Raw genomic sequence first — 19,597 nt, 5'->3', positions numbered from 1 at the left:
GTATATGAGAAATAGATTAAGCCCAAATATGAATGGTTCAGCATTGTTAATGGCCTTAATACTTTCATTTGTGATTATGATAATGCTTGGAGGTCTTTTATACACATTCAAGATGGGGATGTTAACTACCAAGAGTATTATCAGAAATAGTAGTGATAAAGTTCTAGGAGAGACATATCTTTCTAAGGCAAAGGATGATATTAATTTCACAAAATCTAGTGAGTTTGAAATTGGCAAGAGTAAATTTGAAATAACTGTCGATGACGATGATATATCATCATTCTATCCAGCTATGACAAATGCTGAATTATTTCAGTCACAGGAATACAAAAGTTATGATGTTATATATAAAGCTTTTAATCAAGGAACGAAAGTAGATTTAACAGAGAGAATTATTTATAACGCGCTTGCAGCTAATACGTATCAAAACTTTGATGGTGATTATACCCCAATAAATGTTCCAATGATAAATCCAGACTCAGTGACTAATTATCAAGCTAGAAGTTATCGTCTAAAGAGTGATGGTAGTATTGAAGATTCACCAAAAGGGTTTATTGGGTTTGTAGAAAAGCAAAATAAGCAATTGAATATCTTTACAGATAAGGCAAAAATAGGAGTGCCAATTCCAGATAGTATGGGGACTGACTATAAAGTTAGGATAGGTTGGAACCTTGAAAAAGGGAAATGGACTTTATATTTGTTGTTATATGATACTGATAAATTGTTTACATCAAATATAGAATTAGAAAAATTGCTTAGTGACGATGTGAAAGGGCTTGAGAAAGACAATAAAGCAATAGGTGAAGAAATTGGAAATTGGCAAGCAGTTTTGGTTGGTAATGGAAAGGGTCGATCCTCATCAGGAGCACAATTTGTAAAAGATAATATACTTGGGGTAGTTTGGTATTTTGACAATAATGATGGTGCTCCAGAAATAATGTTGGTAAGAAAAGATAGTCAGAAAAAAGGTAATAGACAGGTCTTAGAGGTTTATTATTCAGAATATTCTACAACAAATAAGAGTTATATACTTAAGTTAGCAGAGAAAATTAACTTTAAAGGCGATTTGGATGAGGATAATATAAAGCTTCTAGTACCTGATATGTCAAATAATTTAGAAGCTAATATGGTTTTAATATTTCATCCTAATAACCGAAGTAAAACTCTTATGGGAATAAGTGATTTTAATTTTAATGGAGATCATAGGGTCGGTAAAAGTCTAGATACATATATAGATGGTGAAAGCTTTGGCAAACCTGTTATAGTTTCTAAATCTGATGAGTCGATGTATATCATAACGTATGAACCAAATAAACTTCATAGATATGAATATCAAAAAGGTTTTGGTAGTTTTGTTAGTTTAGATTTTGGTTCTAATGGTTTGGAAAAAGAGTTTAATTTTGAAGATAATGATAATCTAAATGTTGTAGTAGGGCTTCCTAAGAAAAAAAAGAATAAGCCTAAAAGGCTTGGTGGAGACAAAAGTAAGAATACGGAAGATCAGGATGATAATGGTATCCAGCTAGTTATACCTAAGTTTGGTTATCTGTTTGTATTTACACCAGATAAAGTTATGCAACTTAATTATGATTTTGATGTACTTCAAGAGGTTGATTTAGGACCTCAATCTCCTCAGATTCTTGCTGATTTTGATGCTGTCAAAAATACTGTTAACAAAATATATATTCAATCAGAAGCTTTGGACTTTAAAGCACAAGAAATGAAAGATGAAATAGGTGATGAAGCACAACCTGAAGATAAGTCAGAAGTTAATGATAAGTCAAATAAATCTAGGAGTAGGTCAAAATCTATTTCTGAAAGAAAAAAAGAGCAAGCAAACAGAGGTAAGAAAGCTGAAGATGAGGTAGAACCTGCCGCTCCAGTTTATTTGGAGAGTAAATATCTTTATCCGTTAGGAATTGTTAAGGAAGTTAAAATATGAGCATGCTAGAAAATATAAATACAGAAAAAAGGAATCCAAGGAGCTTTAATCTTGATTCGATGTCAGTCCAGGAATCTGTGAATTTAATGATAGATGAAGAGTATGGTGTGATTGAAGCATTAAAAGAGCAAAGTTTAAACATTGCTAGGATAGTCGAGGTTACATCACAAGCTTTGAAAAAAGGTGGTAGGATAATATATATAGGCGCCGGAACAAGTGGTCGATTAGGAATACTCGACGCTGTTGAGTGTCCACCAACATTTAGTGTTGATTATAACACTATTATTGGATTAATCGCAGGTGGCGAAAAAGCTTTTATTCAAGCTCAAGAGGGTGCAGAGGATAATCCTGATTTTGGTAAAGCAGATTTACTAAAAATAGATTTGACAGATAAAGATGTTGTAATAGGTATCGCAGCTAGTGGAAGAACACCTTATGTTATAGGGGCTCTTGAATACGCAAATTCTATCGATGCTACTACTATTGCGATTAGCTGTACTAAGCAAGCTAAGATATCTAGTTATACTGATTATAATGTCGAGGCAGTACCTGGTCCTGAAGTTTTGACTGGATCAACTAGGCTTAAGGCGGGAACAACACAAAAACTTATTTTAAACATAATATCAACGTTATCTATGGTATCGGTTGGCAAGGTGTATCAAAATTTGATGGTTGATGTTAAACCAACCAACGAAAAGTTAGTTGAGCGCTCTAAGAATATTATTTGTGAGGCAACAGGAGTTGATTATGTGACAGCCCAAGATTTTTATATGAAAGCTAATAAGTCTGTAAAAGTCGCGATTGCAATGATATTAAATGATTGTGATTATGAACAAGCTTTGGCAATATTAAAGAAGAATAATAACTTTATAAAGAGTTAATATGAGATTGTTTATATTATTTGTTTTAGCATTAGTAAGTTTAGATGGATACTCTGCTGTTTATGAGTTGCATAAAAATGGGGTGCCTGAGTTTACCAATACTCCATCAAAAGGAGCAACTAAATTAGACTTAGCTAATGACAATGTTACTGTGGTAAATGCAGACGACATTCCAAAGCAAATTGTGTGGCGTAATAGCCAGCAACAGCAGGGTTATGCAAACTATTCACAACCTTATCAAGATACACTGCAGTCTGCTTTTCCTGAAGAATTTACGGATAATTATTTTGATTTTTACGGCAGAGATTATCAATATCATAGTCTAATGGCATCAAATATGGGCCAAAGTATGTATTCTGAAAATGGAGCTAATAATAGACGTTTGCGGAGTAGCTACTAAATACCATGAAACTCTAAAGTTTAGATATTAAAAAATTATTTTAATTGTTCCAGAGATGTATTTGCTGCTTGCTTAGTTGGATTGTGAGGATAAATCATATTTAAAACTATCTTCAACGTTGAGCCCTGAGCTAATATTGATAATATCACGACAGTATAAGTCATACTGACTATAACATGACCCTCATCAGGTAGTGATAATGCTAGAGCTAGGGATATTCCACCCCGGACTCCAGACCATGCAACAAGTATATTATCCCTAGCAGATGCTCTGGAGAGTTTTTTATCTATAACGGTTATAGGGATTGAAATGCTGATTAATCTAGCAAATGTAACTATAAATATACCTGCAGCACCCACCCAGAAAGCACCATGATCAAAAGGTATACTAGTCAGTTCAAGACCTATCAGTATGAATAGAAATGAGTTCAGCATATTGTCAATAATCATCCAAAACTTATCAATTTTTTCTACCTGGTTTGGGTGAGTTTTCTTGCGATCAGAAAGGCTGTTACCTATAACTAGGCCAGCAACAACCATGGCAATTGGTCCTGATACATGCAGGCTATGAGCTATTACATAGCCCATACTAGCTATTGCTAGTGTTACAAATATGGAAGTTTCTGAGTCATCATTTGTTTTTAGGAAGATTAAAGCTACTTTTGCAAATATATAACCAAGTAGTATTCCTCCACCTGCTTCAATACCAATCTGTTTGGTAATAACCCAAATATAGTTAACACCAGGGCTAGTTATTCCTTGACCGAAGTCTCCTCCACTACCAAAAAATACAATGTTTGAAAGTATTACAAATAATACAATACCAGTAGCATCATTAAATAATGATTCACCTACCACACGCGTTTTGAGATGTTTAGGAATTGACTTATTGCCGGCAAGGGTACTAATGACTGCTATTGGGTCCGTAGGTGAAATAAGTGCGCCAAACACCAAACAGTATCCAAAGCTTATATCAAATCCAACTAACAAGCAGAATCCATAGATTAGAATGGCTGTTGTTAGAGCAGACAAAATTAAACCAATACTGGCAAGTCCAAATATAGCTTTCAGCTCTTTTTTTAGATCAATCATATTGAAATGCAAAGCATTTGCGAACAACAGGAAAGACAGCATTCCATCTAAGACTGTTTTTTTGAAGTCAAAACTAGATAGAGCAACTACTAAAAAGTTCGATGGACTAAGAAAAGATGCACATAGTGCCGAAAAGGTTATTGATAGTATAGTTAGTCCTATTGCTTTTGGTAGTTTCAGAAATTTTGTATTGATGTAACTCATCAATGCAGCTACAACAGTAAGCAAACTAAATAAAAAAAACTCACTCATATTATTCCCCTACAGTCCACAGCTATATTCCCAGCTACAGGCCTTTGATAATTCTTCTAAAATATTGCCATGAATAAAAGCATGGCGATCTAATTTGTCGAAAGGTACATTATTAAACATAAAGCTGTTTGTTTCATTTTCTAGTGCTGAAACTTTTTTTTCATCAGCTTTTGTCATTTTTTCAAACTCTTGCTGTGTTAAGTGTATACAAGGTTGGCACTCAAGACTATGATAAAACGTTTTAAAAGGCAGGTTTTTAGTTAATTCTAAAATATTATCATGATTTAGATCCAATAAAGGGTATTCTAGTGATCTATAGTCATATTTTTCCTCTTCTTCTAGGTTTCTCAAAAGCTGTGAAACCTTTGATAAGTCTTTTCGGTGACTCAGAAGTATAGTAGCTTCAGCATCAGGATCAATTTCATCAATTTTGTTTAACAATGTGATACCTTTTAGGAAGCCGGCACACCAACTGAACTGTTGTGAAGGAAACTGTTTACGTGCTTCGACTAGTTCTTGAAAAGTATTTTCTGATTTTAGGTGATAAAATTCTATAGCTTCATTTTTGAGCCATGTGAATACATTCTCTAAATATTTATCCCAATTATCAGCAGCAAAACCAGTATCTACGGATAGTACACAAAAGTTATTGTGTAAATTTTTCTTTGCCCAACATATAAGAGCCAAAGAATGGATGCTATAGTTAGCTATAATTACATTATCTAACCTTTGCATTTTTACATTCCTATTAAATCTTTAATTTCTCTAAGTTTACTCATAGCTAAAGGACGCATTTTCTCTGCGCCTCGATTGAGAATATCATCTACAACTTTCGAGTTATTGATATAGTAATCATATTTCTCTCTAGCGTCTGTCAAATATTCATTTATTTTTTCAAAGAGTATTTGTTTGGCATCTCCCCAACCTAACCCACCAGCTAAATATTTTTCTTCTAGAGAAGAGACTTCAGCTGTGTTAGCGATACTTTTATATATTGCAAAGACAGTACAGTTTTTTGGATCTTTTCTTTCTTCAGGTGTTTGGGAGTTTGTGATGATTTTCATAACCTGTTTTCTAAGCTTTTTCTCTGTGGAGAATATAGGTATGGTATTATCATAACTCTTTGACATTTTGCGACCATCTAAACCAAGTATTGTTTGACTGTCTTCATTCGTTAGAGCTTGAGGTGCTTTTAATATTTGTTTTTTGTATATATGGTTAAATCTATTTGCAATATCACGGGCTATTTCTATATGTTGGATTTGATCTTTTCCTACTGGAACTAAATCTGCATCAAACATCATAATATCTGCAGCCATAAGTACAGGGTAGTTAAACAGCCCCATAGTTATGCCTTTATCAGGATCAGCATTTTCTTCTTGAATATTTTGGTCTACTAATGCTTTGTATGCATGAGCACGATTCAATAAGCCTTTAGCAGTAGTTGTACTGATAATCCATGTTAGCTCCATTATTTCGGGTATGTCTGATTGACGATAAAAAGAAGCTTTTGTAGGATCAAGTCCTAGAGCTAACCATGAAGAAGCTATTTCATATATATATTGTTGGCGTAGTTTTTTATCCCAAAGCTTTATTAATGAGTGTTGATCAGCTATGAAATACATACAATTGTATTCATCACTTTGAGACATTTCTATTGCAGGCTTAATGGCGCCTATATAATTTCCTAGATGTGGTGTGCCAGAAGGAGTTATGCCTGTAAGAACTATTTTTTTAGACATTATAGATATTTAATTACTTGGTATAATAGTCTGTTAATTTTATCATATAAGAAGTTTATTTACTCTATCGCTATAAAATAAAGTTAACTAAACTAAAGGCATTAAAACTGATGAAATATAATAGAAACAGATTTAAGAATAAACTTTTTAGTTACCATACTCACAGTTAGCAATATAAGTTCCATTTTGCTCAGCTACATATATTTCAGCACGAGTATATTTAGTAGTATCCATTTTTGTAGGACAAGTTACAGGAGCTTTACCTGATTCTTCATACCATGTTATTTTTGGTGATACAGTTATACTTGTTCCAATAGGAGCTTTAGCAGAAGTAGTACCCGGTCTCTTATCAGTAGTTGGAGCTATATAGCCTTGTGTATATACGCTACCTTCAGGACCTGAGAAAGTTATGCCATCAAAACCTGTCGCTGGGCTGTTATTATGTACTAAAACAGTTGCTTCTTTAGGAAGTTCTCTTTCATTAGGAATCTTATCACATTTGTTACTATCTAAAGCACAAGGAGACATGTAGTAACCAAAGTCTCCTATGCCGTGAGCCGGATATTTGATCGAACCTATGTTGTATGCTTCTGGGTCATAATCAACATTTAAAGACCAACCCATAAAACCAGCGAATTTAGTATCTTTAGGAATGTTTCCTAGATTATCATATACTGACTTCATAGCATCATAAGTTTGTAAGGCCGAAGACTCTGGAGGAGTTTTACCACCATCAAAATGAGGGAAGTATACTGTAGCGGCTCCGCCACCCTGAGCAGCTGTAGGATAGCCTATAACTATTTTAGCTGTTTTCGCTCCAATATAATCTTTAGTAAGTGTGTATGCATCTTGAATAAAATCAGGATTTTGCTCAGGTGCAGTGTTGTAGTTCTGTACATATATATAATCAACTAAGTTTAAGACTTTATTGGTGGCATTAAATAATGGAGCATAAAATTCATCATTACCGGTTGAGACTAGTTTATCATTATTAATCTGAGGAGCTATTACTACTAACTTTGAACTATCGATATCTTTTATATTTGTAATTACATCTTTTAGGTATGTACCATTGTTTGTTGCTGTTTCTGGTATTTCAATATCAAAATCGATACCATCTAATCCATATTTATTTAGGAAGTTAACTATATTTTGAGCAAGTCCTTTAGCATCAGAACCATTGGGGTTATAAGTATTAACATTACTTTGTCCACCAACTGATACTACAACTTTTAATCCGGCATCTTTTGCTTCTTGGATTTTTTTAGCTGCAAGAGCTTCATAGTCACTTTTAAACGATATATTATTGTTCGCATCTATTGTGGCAAATGCTACAACAGCCTCGTTATAACCATCTTTAGCAACTTGAGATAAGTCCACACTATCAGCAGAGCTCATGGCGGTAATATCTAAATACCCAGCCATTACTCTATCATCAGAATTTGCAGAACTAGCAGTTGCTGGAGTAGAAGTATTAGCAAAAGCTATAGCTGATGATGCTATAAGTATACTTGTTATAATTGTTTTTTTTATCATTGTGATCTTTCCCTTTTGTTATGTATATTAAAAAAAAGCTTTATACATCACAATTATAATTACGAGGATATCTATTTTTATATAGACAATAATGCATAGCTGTTATGCATATTTGCTAGAGATTGATATCTTTGTTTTATAGTATTAAAAAAAAATGAATATTAATACATAGTCAATATTGGAAAGAAATAGATAAAACTTCTATAAAAAAATATAACAATTTGAAAGCGTGTAGAGAAAAAATGGAGCGGGAAACGAGGCTCGAACTCGCGACCCCAACCTTGGCAAGGTTGTGCTCTACCACTGAGCTATTCCCGCTTGAAACTATGGCACACCCAAAGGGATTCGAACCCCTAACCGCTCGGTTCGTAGCCGAGTACTCTATCCAGTTGAGCTATGGGTGCAAAAGTTGAAGAATATTATATGCAAAAAATATTAGTTAGTCAAGTTTGTGATGTTATTAATTGTCTCAATTAATTTATCTTCTAACTCTTGATCGCTCAGGCTAGTATTGTCTATTACGAAGTTGGCAATTTTTTCTCTTTCATTATCAGATATCTGTAGATTAATGAAAGCAACCGCTTGTTGTCTGCTTTTGCCATCACGCTCCATTAGTCTTCTGATTCTGGTTTCAAGATCGGCCTTAATTACAATTACATTTTTCAAGTAATCGTAGTGACGAAAGTTATATGGACCAAGTAGGGGGATGTCGACAATAGTCATAACAGTATCGGATTCTTTTACTTGTTTCTTGATTTCTCTGTTAATAACAGGGTGAAGATAATCTTCAAGCCATTTTTTAGCTTCTTTGGATTCTGTAATAATTGCTCTGAGCATAGCTCTGTTTATTTGCTTATTCATTACAATATCACTGCCAAATTTTTCGGCTATTTTTTTAATTACAGAAGGTTTTTTGGTAATTTCTCTGCTTATTGTGTCTGCACATACAACATTTAAATTCATTTTTTCTTTTAAAATTTTTGTTGCTGTTGATTTGCCACTAGCTATACCACCAGTTATACCAATTGGATAAGTTTGTATCACGCTCATCTACGCCTTCATTATAAAAAATTATTTGAGCACAGATTTTAATATTTTTTTCTAAGAAAGTCATACATTTTTTTGATTAAAATCCATTTTAAACTTAAAATAACTATATTTTTACTGAAAATAATTATGATTTTGTGTCTATTGAAAATATAATTCTAAAAAAAATAAAGTCTAGCAGCAATCCATTTTTATTTAGAGATTTTATGCAGCTGGCTTTATATTATCCTGAGCTTGGTTATTATTCGGGTTCGAAAGAAAAAATATCTTCATCTGGAGATTTTATCACTGCGACATCTCAAACATCTTTATTTGCGCGTACATTAGCAAGACAATTTGCATTAGTTCTGTCTGAATTGGGTAGTGATTGTAATATTATAGAGTTTGGTGCTGGTAATGGTAAATTTGCTACTGACTGTATGCGAGAGCTTAGTGATTTAGGGGTTCTGCCTCAAAAATATATAATAGTTGAATTAAGTAATGACTTGAAGTCCAGACAGCAAGAGAGCATAAGGAAAAATATTCCAGAACTATATGACAGATTTGAGTGGTTTGCAGAGCTTCCTCAATATAAGCTTAAAGCTGTAATTTTTGCCAATGAGGTTTTAGATGCAATGCCAGTGGATATTTTTAGAGTCCAGGATAGTCAATTAATACAGCAAGGTGTGGATTTTGTTAATGGTAAATTTGAACTTGTTGATGTACCCGAAAATGATGCTCGGTTTAACTATGAACTAAATAAGATTAAAAGTGATGGAGTGATTTTTGAGGATGGTTATGTAAGTGAAATTAATACTTGGATACGTCCATGGGTCAAATCTTTGTGCGCTACTTTAGATAGAGGGATGGTGTTCTTATGTGATTATGGCTATCACAGAGATTTATACTATTCAAAAGAAAGAAGCATGGGGACTTTGGCTTGTTACTATCAGCATAAAGTTAATTTTGATCCATTTATAAATATAGGACAACAAGATATTACTGCGCATGTTGACTTTACAGCTGTTGCTGAGGCAGCTGTGGAGAGCGGTTTTCAACTTGATGGTTATATGACACAAGCAAACTTTTTAAAAAGAGCTAGTGTTGTTGATGTTTTTGAAGATGTCTTTAAGAACCTTAATTCCAAAGATCAATTAAGATATGCTAATGATATTAAAGAACTTCTACTCAATGACAAGCTTGCAGAAGTATTTAAGGTGATTGGCTTTTCTGTCAATTTTGATTATGTATTAGATTCGTTTGATAATGAGGATAATATTGACTTTCTGCTTTAAAATCGAAAGGTTTGAAGTAAATATTAGATGAGTTAAAAGGTTGACTACGAGTTTTTGGAGTTCTGTATCTGTAAGGGGTGGCTATTAAACACCCAACTGTTCTGTTATATGGTTGATGTTATTTATAGATTAACTTATAATCGAGTGGTTAAGTTTTATTTTCGTTAATATTCGATTAATTCGGAGGATAAAGGATGTCGGATTTCACTAAAGATATTGATGTTTTAGAAACCCAAGAGTGGCTTGAGGCTTTTGAAGATGTCATTAAAAGAGAGGGTGCTGATAGAGCTAAGTTTTTATTTGAACAACTACTTAGTAAGGGTACTGAACTTGGAATAGAGAGTGCTTACTCAACAGCAAAAGTTAAGAGATATATAAACTCTATAGATGTTTCTGAACAACCAAGTTATCCTGGTGATATGGAAATTGAGCAAAGAATCGAAGCTATCAATAGATGGAACTCTGCTGTAATAGTTGCATCCGCTAACAAGAGAGAGGGTTCTATTGGAGGTCATATTGGTACTGGTGCTGGTGCTATGACTTTATATGAAGTTGGTTTCAATCATTTTTGGAAAGCTCCAAATGAGAATCATGCTGGTGATTTGATTTTCTACCAAGGACACCTTTCTCCAATCGTATATGCTCGTTCGTATCTAGAAGGTAGAATTACTAAACAGCAGCTAGAGAATTTTAGAAGACAAGCTTTTGATAAAGAGAATGCTGTTTCTTCTTATCCGCACCCATATTTACAGCCTACGTATTGGCAGTTCCCGACAGTATCAATGGGTCTGGGTCCACTGCAAGCTATTTATCAGGCTAGATTTATGAAGTATCTTGAGGCTAGAGGTTTGGCTGAAACTTCTGATCGTCGTGTTTGGGCATTCTGTGGCGATGGTGAGATGGATGAGCCGGAGTCAATTGGTTCTATCACTAGAGCAGGACGCGAAGGTTTAGATAACTTAATTTTTGTAGTTAACTGTAACTTACAAAGATTAGATGGTCTTGTGAACGGTAATGGTAATATTGTTGAAGAGTTGGCAGATGTATTTGCTGGCGCTGGCTGGAATGTTATCAAAGTATTGTGGAGTAGTGATTGGGATAGGTTACTACAAGATCAAAAAGGCGGCAAAAAGCTTGCTCAAAGGTTGAGTGAACTAAATGATGGTCAATTCCATACAATCAAGGCTCATGGTGGTGCTGAGTGTCGTCGAGTAGTATTTAGTGGTGACGAAGATCTTGAAGCCTTGGCTAAGGATATGACAGACGATGATATCCAGGCATTGCGTCGAGGAGGACATGATCCTGTCAAGATATATGCAGCATATAAAAAAGCTGTTGAGCAATCAAATGGTAAACCAACACTTATCTTACCTATGACTGTTAAAGGTTATGGCTTAGGAGAGTGGGGCGAGTCTAAGAATATTGCTCATAATGTTAAAAAACTTGATACAGATGCTCTTGAGCATATCAAGAATAGATTTGATGTCCCTGCAACTAAAGAAGATGTAGAGAATTATAAGCTTGTTTCATTGCCAGAAGATTCTCCAGAAATGAAATATCTTCACTCTAAGAGAAAAGATTTGGGTGGATATATTCCTAAGAGATTAGAAAATAATGAAGCGCTAGAAATTCCAAGTGTTCAAGACTTTGCTAAAAACTTATTAGATGATAGTGGCGATAGAGAGTTCTCTACTACTACTGCTTTCGTGAGAATATTATCTCATTTAGCAAAAGATAAGAAGTTAGGTAAGCATATTGTCCCAATCACTGTGGATGAGTCGCGTACTTTTGGTATGGAAGGTTTGTTTAGACAATTAGGTATCTATAATCCTAAAGGTCAACAATATGTACCAGAAGATAAGCAACAGGTAATGTTCTATAAAGAAGCCAAAGATGGTCAGATCCTACAAGAAGGTATCAACGAGCAAGGTGGATTCTGTTCGTGGATAGCAGCAGCTACTTCTTATAGTGTACATAAAGTGCCAATGATTCCTTTCATGATTTACTACTCTATGTTTGGTTTCCAAAGATTTGGAGATCTTGCATGGGCAGCTGGTGACTCTATGGCAAAAGGTTTTGTGATAGGTGGTACATCTGGTCGTACAACTCTAAATGGTGAAGGTTTACAACATGAAGATGGTCACAGCCATATCCAAGCTGGTTTAATCCCTAACTGTATCTCTTATGACCCTACTTACGCTTATGAGTTAGCTGTGATTCTTGGCGAAGGGATGAATAGAATGTATGTTAGAGGTGAGCATGTTTACTACTATATCACTGTGATGAATGAGAATTATTCTCACAGAGCTATGCCAGAAGGTTGTGAAGAAGGTATTATTAAGGGCTTATATAAGCTTGAAGATACTAAGCCAGCTGATAAGCATGTACAGTTGCTAGGCTCAGGTTCTATATTGAGAGAAGTTGAAGCAGCTGCTAAGATGCTGAAAGATGAGTATGGTATTACTTCAAATGTATGGAGTATGACTTCTGCTAATGAGCTTCATAGAGAAGCTAAAAAAGTAGCAAGAGAAAATATGCTTCATCCAGATGCTGAGAGAAAAGAAAGTTATATTGAGAAATGCTTGAAGAATGAGCAAGGCCCTGTGATCGCTTCTACTGATTATATCAAGCTATACACAGATCAGCTAAGAGAATTTATACCGCAGACTTATGTTAACTTAGGTACTGATGGTTTTGGTAGATCTGATACTCGCGAAGCTCTAAGAAGCTTCTTTGAGGTTGATAGATATCACGTGGTTGTTGGATCTTTATATGCTTTATCACTTGATGGTAAAGTTAAAGCTAGTGAAGTTAAAGAAGCAATTAAAAAATACAATATAGACCCAGAGCGTGTAGCTCCATTATATAGCTAATTGAGGAGATATTAATGTCTATAGAGATAGTTAAAGTTCCTGATATTGGGGATTATGATAGTGTTGATGTGATCGAAGTTAATGTCGCAGAGGGTGATGTTATCGCCGAAGAAGATTCTTTGATTACATTAGAGACTGATAAGGCTAGTATGGAAGTTCCGTCTCCAGTAGCTGGAAAAATTGTTAAACTAACTGTCAAGGTTGGTGATAAGGTGGCTGAGGGTTCGGCAATTATGGAAGTCGAAGTTGAAAGTCAAGCGTCAGCAGAAAAGCCTAAGCAAGAAGCAGCTGCACCTGCAGCGCCTGCAAGCCAACAATCTTCACAAACTGTAGATGTCAAAGTCCCAGATATTGGTGACTATGATGCTGCTGAAATTATTGAGATAGCTGTTAAAGTTGGTGATGAGATTGCTGAAGAAGACTCTTTAATTACTTTAGAGACAGATAAAGCTAGTATGGAAGTACCATCATCTGCTGCTGGTAAGATTACTGAAATAGCAGTTAAAGTTGGCGATAAAGTCGGTGAGGGTGATCTAATACTTAAGGTTGCTAATGCATCTAATTCAGCACCTGCTCAAGAACATGCTCCACAAGAAGCGCCTGCATCAGCATCAGGACAGATTGTAGATGTTGAAGTTCCAGATATCGGTGATTATGATAGTGTTGATGTGATTGAAGTGGCTGTAGCTGTTGGTGATAAGGTGGAAGAGGAAGACTCTTTAATCACTTTAGAGACAGACAAAGCTAGTATGGAAGTTCCATCTCCTGTGGCTGGAGAAGTTACAGAAGTTATCACAAAAGTAGGTGATAAGGTCGCTCAAGGTACTCTAATTCTTAAAGTCAAAACACAAGGTTTAGCTCCTGCTGCAGCTCCTAGTCAAGCGGCTAAATCTGAAGCGCCTAAGCAAGAATCGGCAAAACCAGCTCCTGCACCAGTAGCGCAAAGTAGCGTAAATGAGTATGCGGTAGATAACTCTAATGCTCACGCTTCACCAGCGGTTAGAAAACTAGCCAGAATCTTGAATGTTGATTTAAGTAAGGTCAAAGCAACTGGTCGTAAGGGTCGTGTAACGAAAGAAGACTGTTATAATTATATCAAGCATGCTGTAACACAGGTCCAGACTGGTAAAGTTGCTGCAAGTGGAAGTGGTTTGGATCTTTTGGATGATCCAGTTGTTGATTTCTCTAAATTTGGTGAGATTGAAACTCAGCCTCTAACTCGCATCAATAAAATCAGTGCGAAAAACTTACATAGAAACTGGGTAAAAATCCCTCATGTAACTTTCTACGATGATGCGGATGTTACAGATCTTGAAGAGTTTAGAAAAGCTAAAAAAGGTTTTGCTGAGAAAATGGGTGTTAAGATTACTCCATTATCATTCTTGGTAAAAGCTGCTGCTGTAGCTCTACAAGAGTTCCCAAGAATGAACAGCTCATTATCAAATGATGGTGAGAATTTAATATTGAAGAAATACTACAATATTGGTTTTGCTGCAGATACTCCAGCAGGTCTTATGGTTCCAGTTATCAAGGATGCTGATAAGAAAGGTATTATAGAAATATCAAAAGATATTATGGAGCTAGCTGGTAAGGCTCGTGATGGTAAATTGGGATCTAAGGATATGTCTGGTGCTACATTTACTATTTCAAGTATCGGCGTGTTAGGTACTACAGCATTTACACCAATTATAAATATGCCTGAAGTTGCTATTATGGGTGTATCTAAGACAGCTGTTAAGCCAATTTGGAATGGTAAAGAATTTGAACCTAGAACTATGTTGCCACTATCTATGTCAGCAGATCATAGGGTTATTGATGGTGCACTAGCTGCTAAGTTCTTGACAAGATATAGTCAGATTTTATCTGATTTACGTGAAATCATAATGTAAATACGGAGTTTTAAAATGAGTGATATTAAAACACAATTAGTAGTGCTAGGTAGTGGTCCTGGTGGGTATAGTGCGGCATTTAGGGCTGCAGATTTAGGTCTAGAAGTGGTTTTGGTTGAGAGATATGCTGAGATTGGAGGTGTGTGTCTAAATGTTGGGTGTATCCCTTCAAAAGCTATGTTGCATATTGCTAAAGTTATCAATGAAGCTCGCCACTTAGAGTCTCTAGGTATAATCGAGATGGGTGGTCTTAATATTAATAGAGAAAATCTATTGAAATATAAAGATGGTGTGATCGGTAAGCTTACTGGTGGTCTAAAAGGCATGGCTCAGATGCGTAAAGTAAAAATCGTACAGGGTTATGGTAAATTTACTTCTGATAAAGAGTTGGCTGTAGAAGCTGCAGATGGTAAGGTTACAAAAATTGCATTTGATAATTGTATTATCGCTGCTGGGTCAAGTGTTATAAACTTACCATTTGTGCCTGAAGATGACAGAATTATCGACTCTACTGGTGCTCTTGAAATGAAAGAGATCCCTGAAACTATGCTTGTAGTGGGTGGTGGTATCATCGGTCTTGAGATGGCGCAAGTTTACTCTGAACTTGGTACAAAGATCACTGTAGTGGAATTTGCTGATCAACTTATGAATGGTGTGGATAAGGACTTGGTTAAAGCATACCAAAAAGTGAATAGTCAGTATGATGTTCGCTTGAAAACAGGTGTTACAGCTATGGAAGCTAAAAAAGATGGTATCTATGTAACTATGGAAGGTGATCATCCAGCAAAAGATGAGCGTTATGATAGGGTTCTTATGGCTATAGGTCGTAAGCCTAACGGTAAGCTTATCGATGCTGAGAAAGCTGGTGTAAATGTTGATGAAAGAGGTTTTATTGCAGTGGATAAACAGCTTCGTACAAACGTACCGCATATCTACGCAATCGGAGACATTGTTGGTCAGCCTATGCTTGCTCATAAAGCAGTGCCGGAAGGGAGAACAGCTGCAGAAGTTATTTCTGGTCTGAACCATAGTTTTGATCCGTTAGTAATTCCTTCAGTTGCTTATACTGACCCTGAAGTTGCTTGGGTTGGTGAGACAGAGACTTCTGCAAAAGCAAAAGGTATCAAGTATGAGAAAGGTGTATTCCCTTGGGCTGCTAGTGGTAGATCCCTAAGTATCGATAGATCAGAGGGTATGACTAAGGTTCTATTTGATGAGAATCATAAGATTATCGGTGCTTCTATCGTTGGTACTAATGCTGGAGAGCTTATTTCTGAAGCTGCACTTGCTATTGAAATGGGCTGTGATGCTGAAGATATAGCTCTTACAGTACATCCACATCCAACTCTATCTGAGAGCTTGATGATGGCTACGGAAGTGTTTGAAGGTACTGCAACAGATCTTCCTCCTCAAAAGAAGAAAAAATAAACCTCTCTAATTAAATATTAATCTTATATTTTTATCTTACTGTATTTTCATTTTGTTATAATTTTATAAGTTATAGGATTTATAGAATATAAAAAGTGAATTGGTCAGATATCTTAGCAGAAGAAAAGCAGAAACCTTATTTTAAGAAAATATTAGAGTTTTTGGCTAGTCAAACATCTGTTGGTAAAATTATTTTTCCTGCAAAAGAAAATGTATTTAGTGCTTTTAAGTATACCGAGCTAGATGATTTAAAGGTCGTAATTTTGGGGCAAGATCCTTATCATAATTATAATCAAGCCCATGGACTTGCTTTTTCTGTGCAGAAAGGAGTTGATACCCCACCATCACTACGTAATATTTACAAAGAATTAGAGCGCAGTATCACAGAATTTAAGATTCCTGAGCATGGTTGTCTCATAAATTGGGCGAAGCAAGGAGTATTTCTGCTAAACACGACACTTACGGTAGAAGCTCATAAGGCTAATTCACATAAAGATATTGGTTGGGAGATTTTTACAGATGCTGTAATTCAAAAGATATCTAACAATAAGCCAAATGTTGTGTTTATGCTGTGGGGCTCACATGCTCGTAAGAAAAAAAATCTTATTGATGATACTAAGCACTTAATTCTTGAATCATCACATCCATCGCCTCTATCTGTATATAGAGGATTTGAAGGTTGTAATCATTTTGTGAAAGCTAATCAATATTTGACTTCAAAAGGTCTCAATCCTGTAGATTGGAAATTATAAGGGGAAAATTAGTCGACTATTGCGGTTGTTGAAAGTGTGCTACCATCTTCTAAGATTAGCATTACAGGTATTTTTTGACCTTTTGTGATTTTTTGTTTAAGACCTATTAGCATTACATGTAACTCTTGATATGACAGATCAACACTATTATGAGGATATATTTCAATTGTCTTGATTTGCTTCATTACACGTTTATTGCCGACTGTTACAAAATGGTGAAGTTGTGTTTGGGTGTCCACTGGCGAATATGCTGCGATAATATCAACAGTTTCATTACCGCTATTCTTAATGTGCATTTTTATAGCTGTATTATTGCCTTTGGTTTCTTTTACTTCTGCATGAGTTATGCTAAGTTCGCATGATTCGATTTTACACTTTTGTTTTACATCGTCGCAAAATCCGTATGATACTAGGGTTATTATAGCTGTTAACGCTACTAGTATTTTTTTCATAAAAGTCATTTCCTTAAATTTGAGTTTATTTGCTAATAAGCTTCCTCGAAGTATATCATTTTAGTGCTGTGTGTTGCTAGTAATGAAACTTATTTAGATGTTAAAGCGTTTGATATTTAAGAGATATTTTGAGTTTTAAAGTTACTGTTTTGTCCAAGGACAACCGTACTCACAGTTATTATCTTCTGGATTTTTATTTTTATTCCAAAAATTAGATTTGTAATTTATTCCATTCACTTTTGCAAAATCACCTTCAACATATGTTTTCTTAGGATCCCAGTCACCTTCTGGAACTGGAGGAGTTGGTTGAGGATTTAGGTTTTGCCATGCTGAGTCAGAGTAATCACCCACTGGAGAATATGTGGAATCGTTGCACCAGTTTGCAACTTTACACTGGTATGTGCTATCACCTGCGCTAACAACTGTACCAGCTACATATTCGCCAATGCCATCAGGATACTTATACTGTGGCTTTGGTGTTGGACCAGGTTGTGGCCCAGGACCAGGCTGCTTGTCATATACTGCTGTGAAATCTATGTTGTCATTTTTTGCTAAATTGGTAATGGCTTTGTTGATGATTTTATAGATTACTAGTCTCTGTTGATTTTTTGTCTTAGGGGTATTTGAGAAGCTTAGTTCAGTTTCTGTTATTTTTAGTTGCTTTATGGCTTGATCAAAAGCTGTATTAGCAGCTGAAATATTAATATATTGAAGTTCATCATTGCTATCTCTATAGGATAGTTTGTGCATTACCATTCCAAATACTGCTTTAAGCCTTTCAATTTTGAATATTACTTCATTGTTGACTTGAAGTTCAGTTTTTTCTAGCTTTGCATTGTTGTTATTAAATATCTGATTGATATAGAAAGATACTTGTCTAGGATAGCGATAGTATGTTGCTTCACCATCATTAGGCTTTTCAGCACCTACTTTAGTTTGATAAGTGATTGTGTCTAACATCCAGTTGTTCATATTTTTGTATTCTTTTGAATCTGTAGACCCGTTTGCACAAATATCTAGGTATGTTTTAAGTACTGGACTGTATGAACCAGCATTGTATACAACATTCATAACAAATGGGAAGTTTAAGCCACTAGCATCACTTTTTTGAGAGTTAGCTAAACAGTCTTTCCATTGTTGGTGATACACAAACCAGTCATTAGAAGCATTAACATTCATCCTGTTGATATCATTGAAATGATAGAATGTCGTAATCATTGGTCCTGCATATATATTGTCTAAAGCTTTGGGTCCTTGGCTGTCAGTTTGCTTACCACTATCCTGATCTTCGATAGAGTAGCCTAGAACCTTTGCAATAGAGTTGTAGTTTACTAGACCAAGTGACCCTTCTTGTCCTACTCCTGGTAACCTTTTTGAATAGTCGTTGATTTGATAAGGACCACCTTGTCCTTTTGATAAAAGAATATTGGCATAAGTTTCATTCTGGATTAACTGATCAGGATCATTTGGTTTAAAATCTTTGTTAATCTGAGTCGTCATGTCTGACTCTTGCATTAGTTGCCCGATTAATGAGCCATATAAGTAATCTTTGTTGAATTTTATGTCAGGATATTTTTGTTTAATTAAATATCCGTACATAACACCAGCAATGGTATTAGACATTATTACAGTATTTGCGTATTCAGTATTTGTAGTAAAAATATCGTAAGTTGCTGATTTGCTGAAGGGGAATGTGTTGTGATAAGCAACTTCGCCTTCTTTGAGCGATGTGTTTGCTAGTGATGCTACTGGTAGTGCCAGTGATGCTAATATTGAGCTTATGATAATTTTTTTCATATTTAGTAATCTCCTCAAAAGAATGTAATATTTTATGTTTGGAATTTTGTGGACATATTATATATTAAAATTAGAGTTGCTAATTTATCATATATTGATAGTCCTTATCAAAATTTGATAGATGTTGTTTGGATAATGTTACTACGTAAGTGTTTGGTTCTTGCTTAGGCTTAGTGCGGTCTCTAAAGAGTGCTTTTTGCTATTGAATGTGTTAGAATATCGGCTATATGTTTTATCTTTG

15 protein-coding genes and 2 tRNA genes are annotated in these 19,597 nt (G+C 35.2%); 8 read left to right on the top strand and 9 right to left on the bottom strand.

Annotated features, from left to right (window positions below; genetic code table 11):
- Positions 1 to 4: 4 nt before the first annotated feature.
- Genes F3D57_RS04330 through F3D57_RS04320 form a run of 3 tightly spaced genes read left to right on the top strand, consistent with a single transcriptional unit; the run spans position 5 to position 3,223 of the window.
- The gene (locus tag F3D57_RS04330) at positions 5 to 1,942 is read left to right on the top strand and encodes a hypothetical protein (protein WP_150465322.1); all 1,938 of its coding nucleotides are present in this window, start codon (positions 5 to 7) and stop codon (positions 1,940 to 1,942) included.
- Complete coding sequence (murQ, locus tag F3D57_RS04325) at positions 1,939 to 2,823, top strand: N-acetylmuramic acid 6-phosphate etherase (RefSeq protein WP_146420777.1); 885 nt, start codon at positions 1,939 to 1,941, stop codon at positions 2,821 to 2,823. Before F3D57_RS04330 ends, murQ begins: the two co-directional genes overlap by 4 nt.
- A 1-nt stretch (position 2,824) precedes the next feature.
- Positions 2,825 to 3,223 (top strand): hypothetical protein, encoded by a 399-nt coding sequence (locus F3D57_RS04320; RefSeq protein WP_146420776.1) that lies wholly within the window; start codon positions 2,825 to 2,827, stop codon positions 3,221 to 3,223.
- A gap of 35 nt (positions 3,224 to 3,258) precedes the next feature.
- Here the strand turns inward: F3D57_RS04320 and F3D57_RS04315 are convergent, their stop codons facing one another.
- The 7 genes from F3D57_RS04315 to coaE form a co-directional block, all read right to left on the bottom strand.
- Complete coding sequence (locus tag F3D57_RS04315; RefSeq protein ID WP_013922504.1) at positions 3,259 to 4,566, bottom strand: cation:proton antiporter; 1,308 nt, start codon at positions 4,564 to 4,566, stop codon at positions 3,259 to 3,261.
- Between the two features lie 9 nt (positions 4,567 to 4,575).
- Positions 4,576 to 5,301, bottom strand: coding sequence for a hypothetical protein (locus F3D57_RS04310; RefSeq protein ID WP_146420775.1), 726 nt, complete (start codon positions 5,299 to 5,301; stop codon positions 4,576 to 4,578).
- A gap of 2 nt (positions 5,302 to 5,303) precedes the next feature.
- Positions 5,304 to 6,308 (bottom strand): tryptophan--tRNA ligase, encoded by a 1,005-nt coding sequence (gene trpS / locus F3D57_RS04305; RefSeq protein WP_146420774.1) that lies wholly within the window; start codon positions 6,306 to 6,308, stop codon positions 5,304 to 5,306.
- Positions 6,309 to 6,455: 147 nt separating this feature from the next.
- A complete protein-coding gene (locus F3D57_RS04300; protein WP_224728112.1) occupies positions 6,456 to 7,844 on the bottom strand; it encodes a glycoside hydrolase family 18 protein in 1,389 nt (462 codons plus the stop codon).
- A 243-nt stretch (positions 7,845 to 8,087) separates the two neighbouring features.
- Positions 8,088 to 8,162 (bottom strand) — tRNA-Gly (locus F3D57_RS04295).
- A 9-nt stretch (positions 8,163 to 8,171) separates the two neighbouring features.
- Positions 8,172 to 8,248: transfer RNA gene (locus tag F3D57_RS04290), tRNA-Arg, on the bottom strand.
- 31 nt (positions 8,249 to 8,279) lie between these two features.
- Positions 8,280 to 8,894, bottom strand: coding sequence for a dephospho-CoA kinase (coaE, locus tag F3D57_RS04285; RefSeq protein ID WP_146420773.1), 615 nt, complete (start codon positions 8,892 to 8,894; stop codon positions 8,280 to 8,282).
- Positions 8,895 to 9,028: 134 nt separating this feature from the next.
- On the opposite strand from coaE, the gene F3D57_RS04280 reads away from it, so the two are divergent.
- From F3D57_RS04280 to ung, 5 genes are all read left to right on the top strand, one after another.
- Positions 9,029 to 10,165, top strand: a complete 1,137-nt coding sequence (locus F3D57_RS04280) for a class I SAM-dependent methyltransferase (RefSeq protein WP_150465321.1) — start codon at positions 9,029 to 9,031, stop codon at positions 10,163 to 10,165.
- Between the two features lie 194 nt (positions 10,166 to 10,359).
- The gene (aceE, locus tag F3D57_RS04275; RefSeq protein WP_150465320.1) at positions 10,360 to 13,038 is read left to right on the top strand and encodes a pyruvate dehydrogenase (acetyl-transferring), homodimeric type; all 2,679 of its coding nucleotides are present in this window, start codon (positions 10,360 to 10,362) and stop codon (positions 13,036 to 13,038) included.
- A gap of 14 nt (positions 13,039 to 13,052) precedes the next feature.
- Positions 13,053 to 14,927 carry a pyruvate dehydrogenase complex dihydrolipoyllysine-residue acetyltransferase gene (gene aceF, locus F3D57_RS04270; protein WP_150465319.1) on the top strand — a complete coding sequence of 625 codons (1,875 nt, stop codon included), beginning with the start codon at positions 13,053 to 13,055 and terminating at the stop codon, positions 14,925 to 14,927.
- A gap of 15 nt (positions 14,928 to 14,942) precedes the next feature.
- Positions 14,943 to 16,355: a dihydrolipoyl dehydrogenase gene (gene lpdA, locus F3D57_RS04265; protein WP_150465318.1), complete on the top strand. Its 1,413-nt coding sequence runs from the start codon at positions 14,943 to 14,945 to the stop codon at positions 16,353 to 16,355.
- 95 nt (positions 16,356 to 16,450) lie between these two features.
- On the top strand, positions 16,451 to 17,107 hold the full coding sequence (gene ung / locus F3D57_RS04260; RefSeq protein ID WP_150465317.1) for a uracil-DNA glycosylase: 657 nt from the start codon (positions 16,451 to 16,453) through the stop codon (positions 17,105 to 17,107).
- Positions 17,108 to 17,115: 8 nt separating this feature from the next.
- Here the strand turns inward: ung and F3D57_RS04255 are convergent, their stop codons facing one another.
- Both F3D57_RS04255 and F3D57_RS04250 read right to left on the bottom strand, forming a co-directional pair.
- On the bottom strand, positions 17,116 to 17,559 hold the full coding sequence (locus tag F3D57_RS04255; RefSeq protein WP_150465316.1) for a copper chaperone PCu(A)C: 444 nt from the start codon (positions 17,557 to 17,559) through the stop codon (positions 17,116 to 17,118).
- Between the two features lie 141 nt (positions 17,560 to 17,700).
- The gene (locus F3D57_RS04250) at positions 17,701 to 19,356 is read right to left on the bottom strand and encodes a chitin-binding protein (RefSeq protein WP_150465315.1); all 1,656 of its coding nucleotides are present in this window, start codon (positions 19,354 to 19,356) and stop codon (positions 17,701 to 17,703) included.
- Positions 19,357 to 19,597 lie beyond the last annotated feature (241 nt).

Origin of the sequence: Francisella sp. SYW-2, from assembly GCF_008711475.1 — a bacterium.
Lineage (GTDB): Bacteria > Pseudomonadota > Gammaproteobacteria > Francisellales > Francisellaceae > Francisella > Francisella salimarina.
Note: the sequence above shows the minus strand (reverse complement) of the source record. Positions and strands in the feature narration are given on the sequence as shown.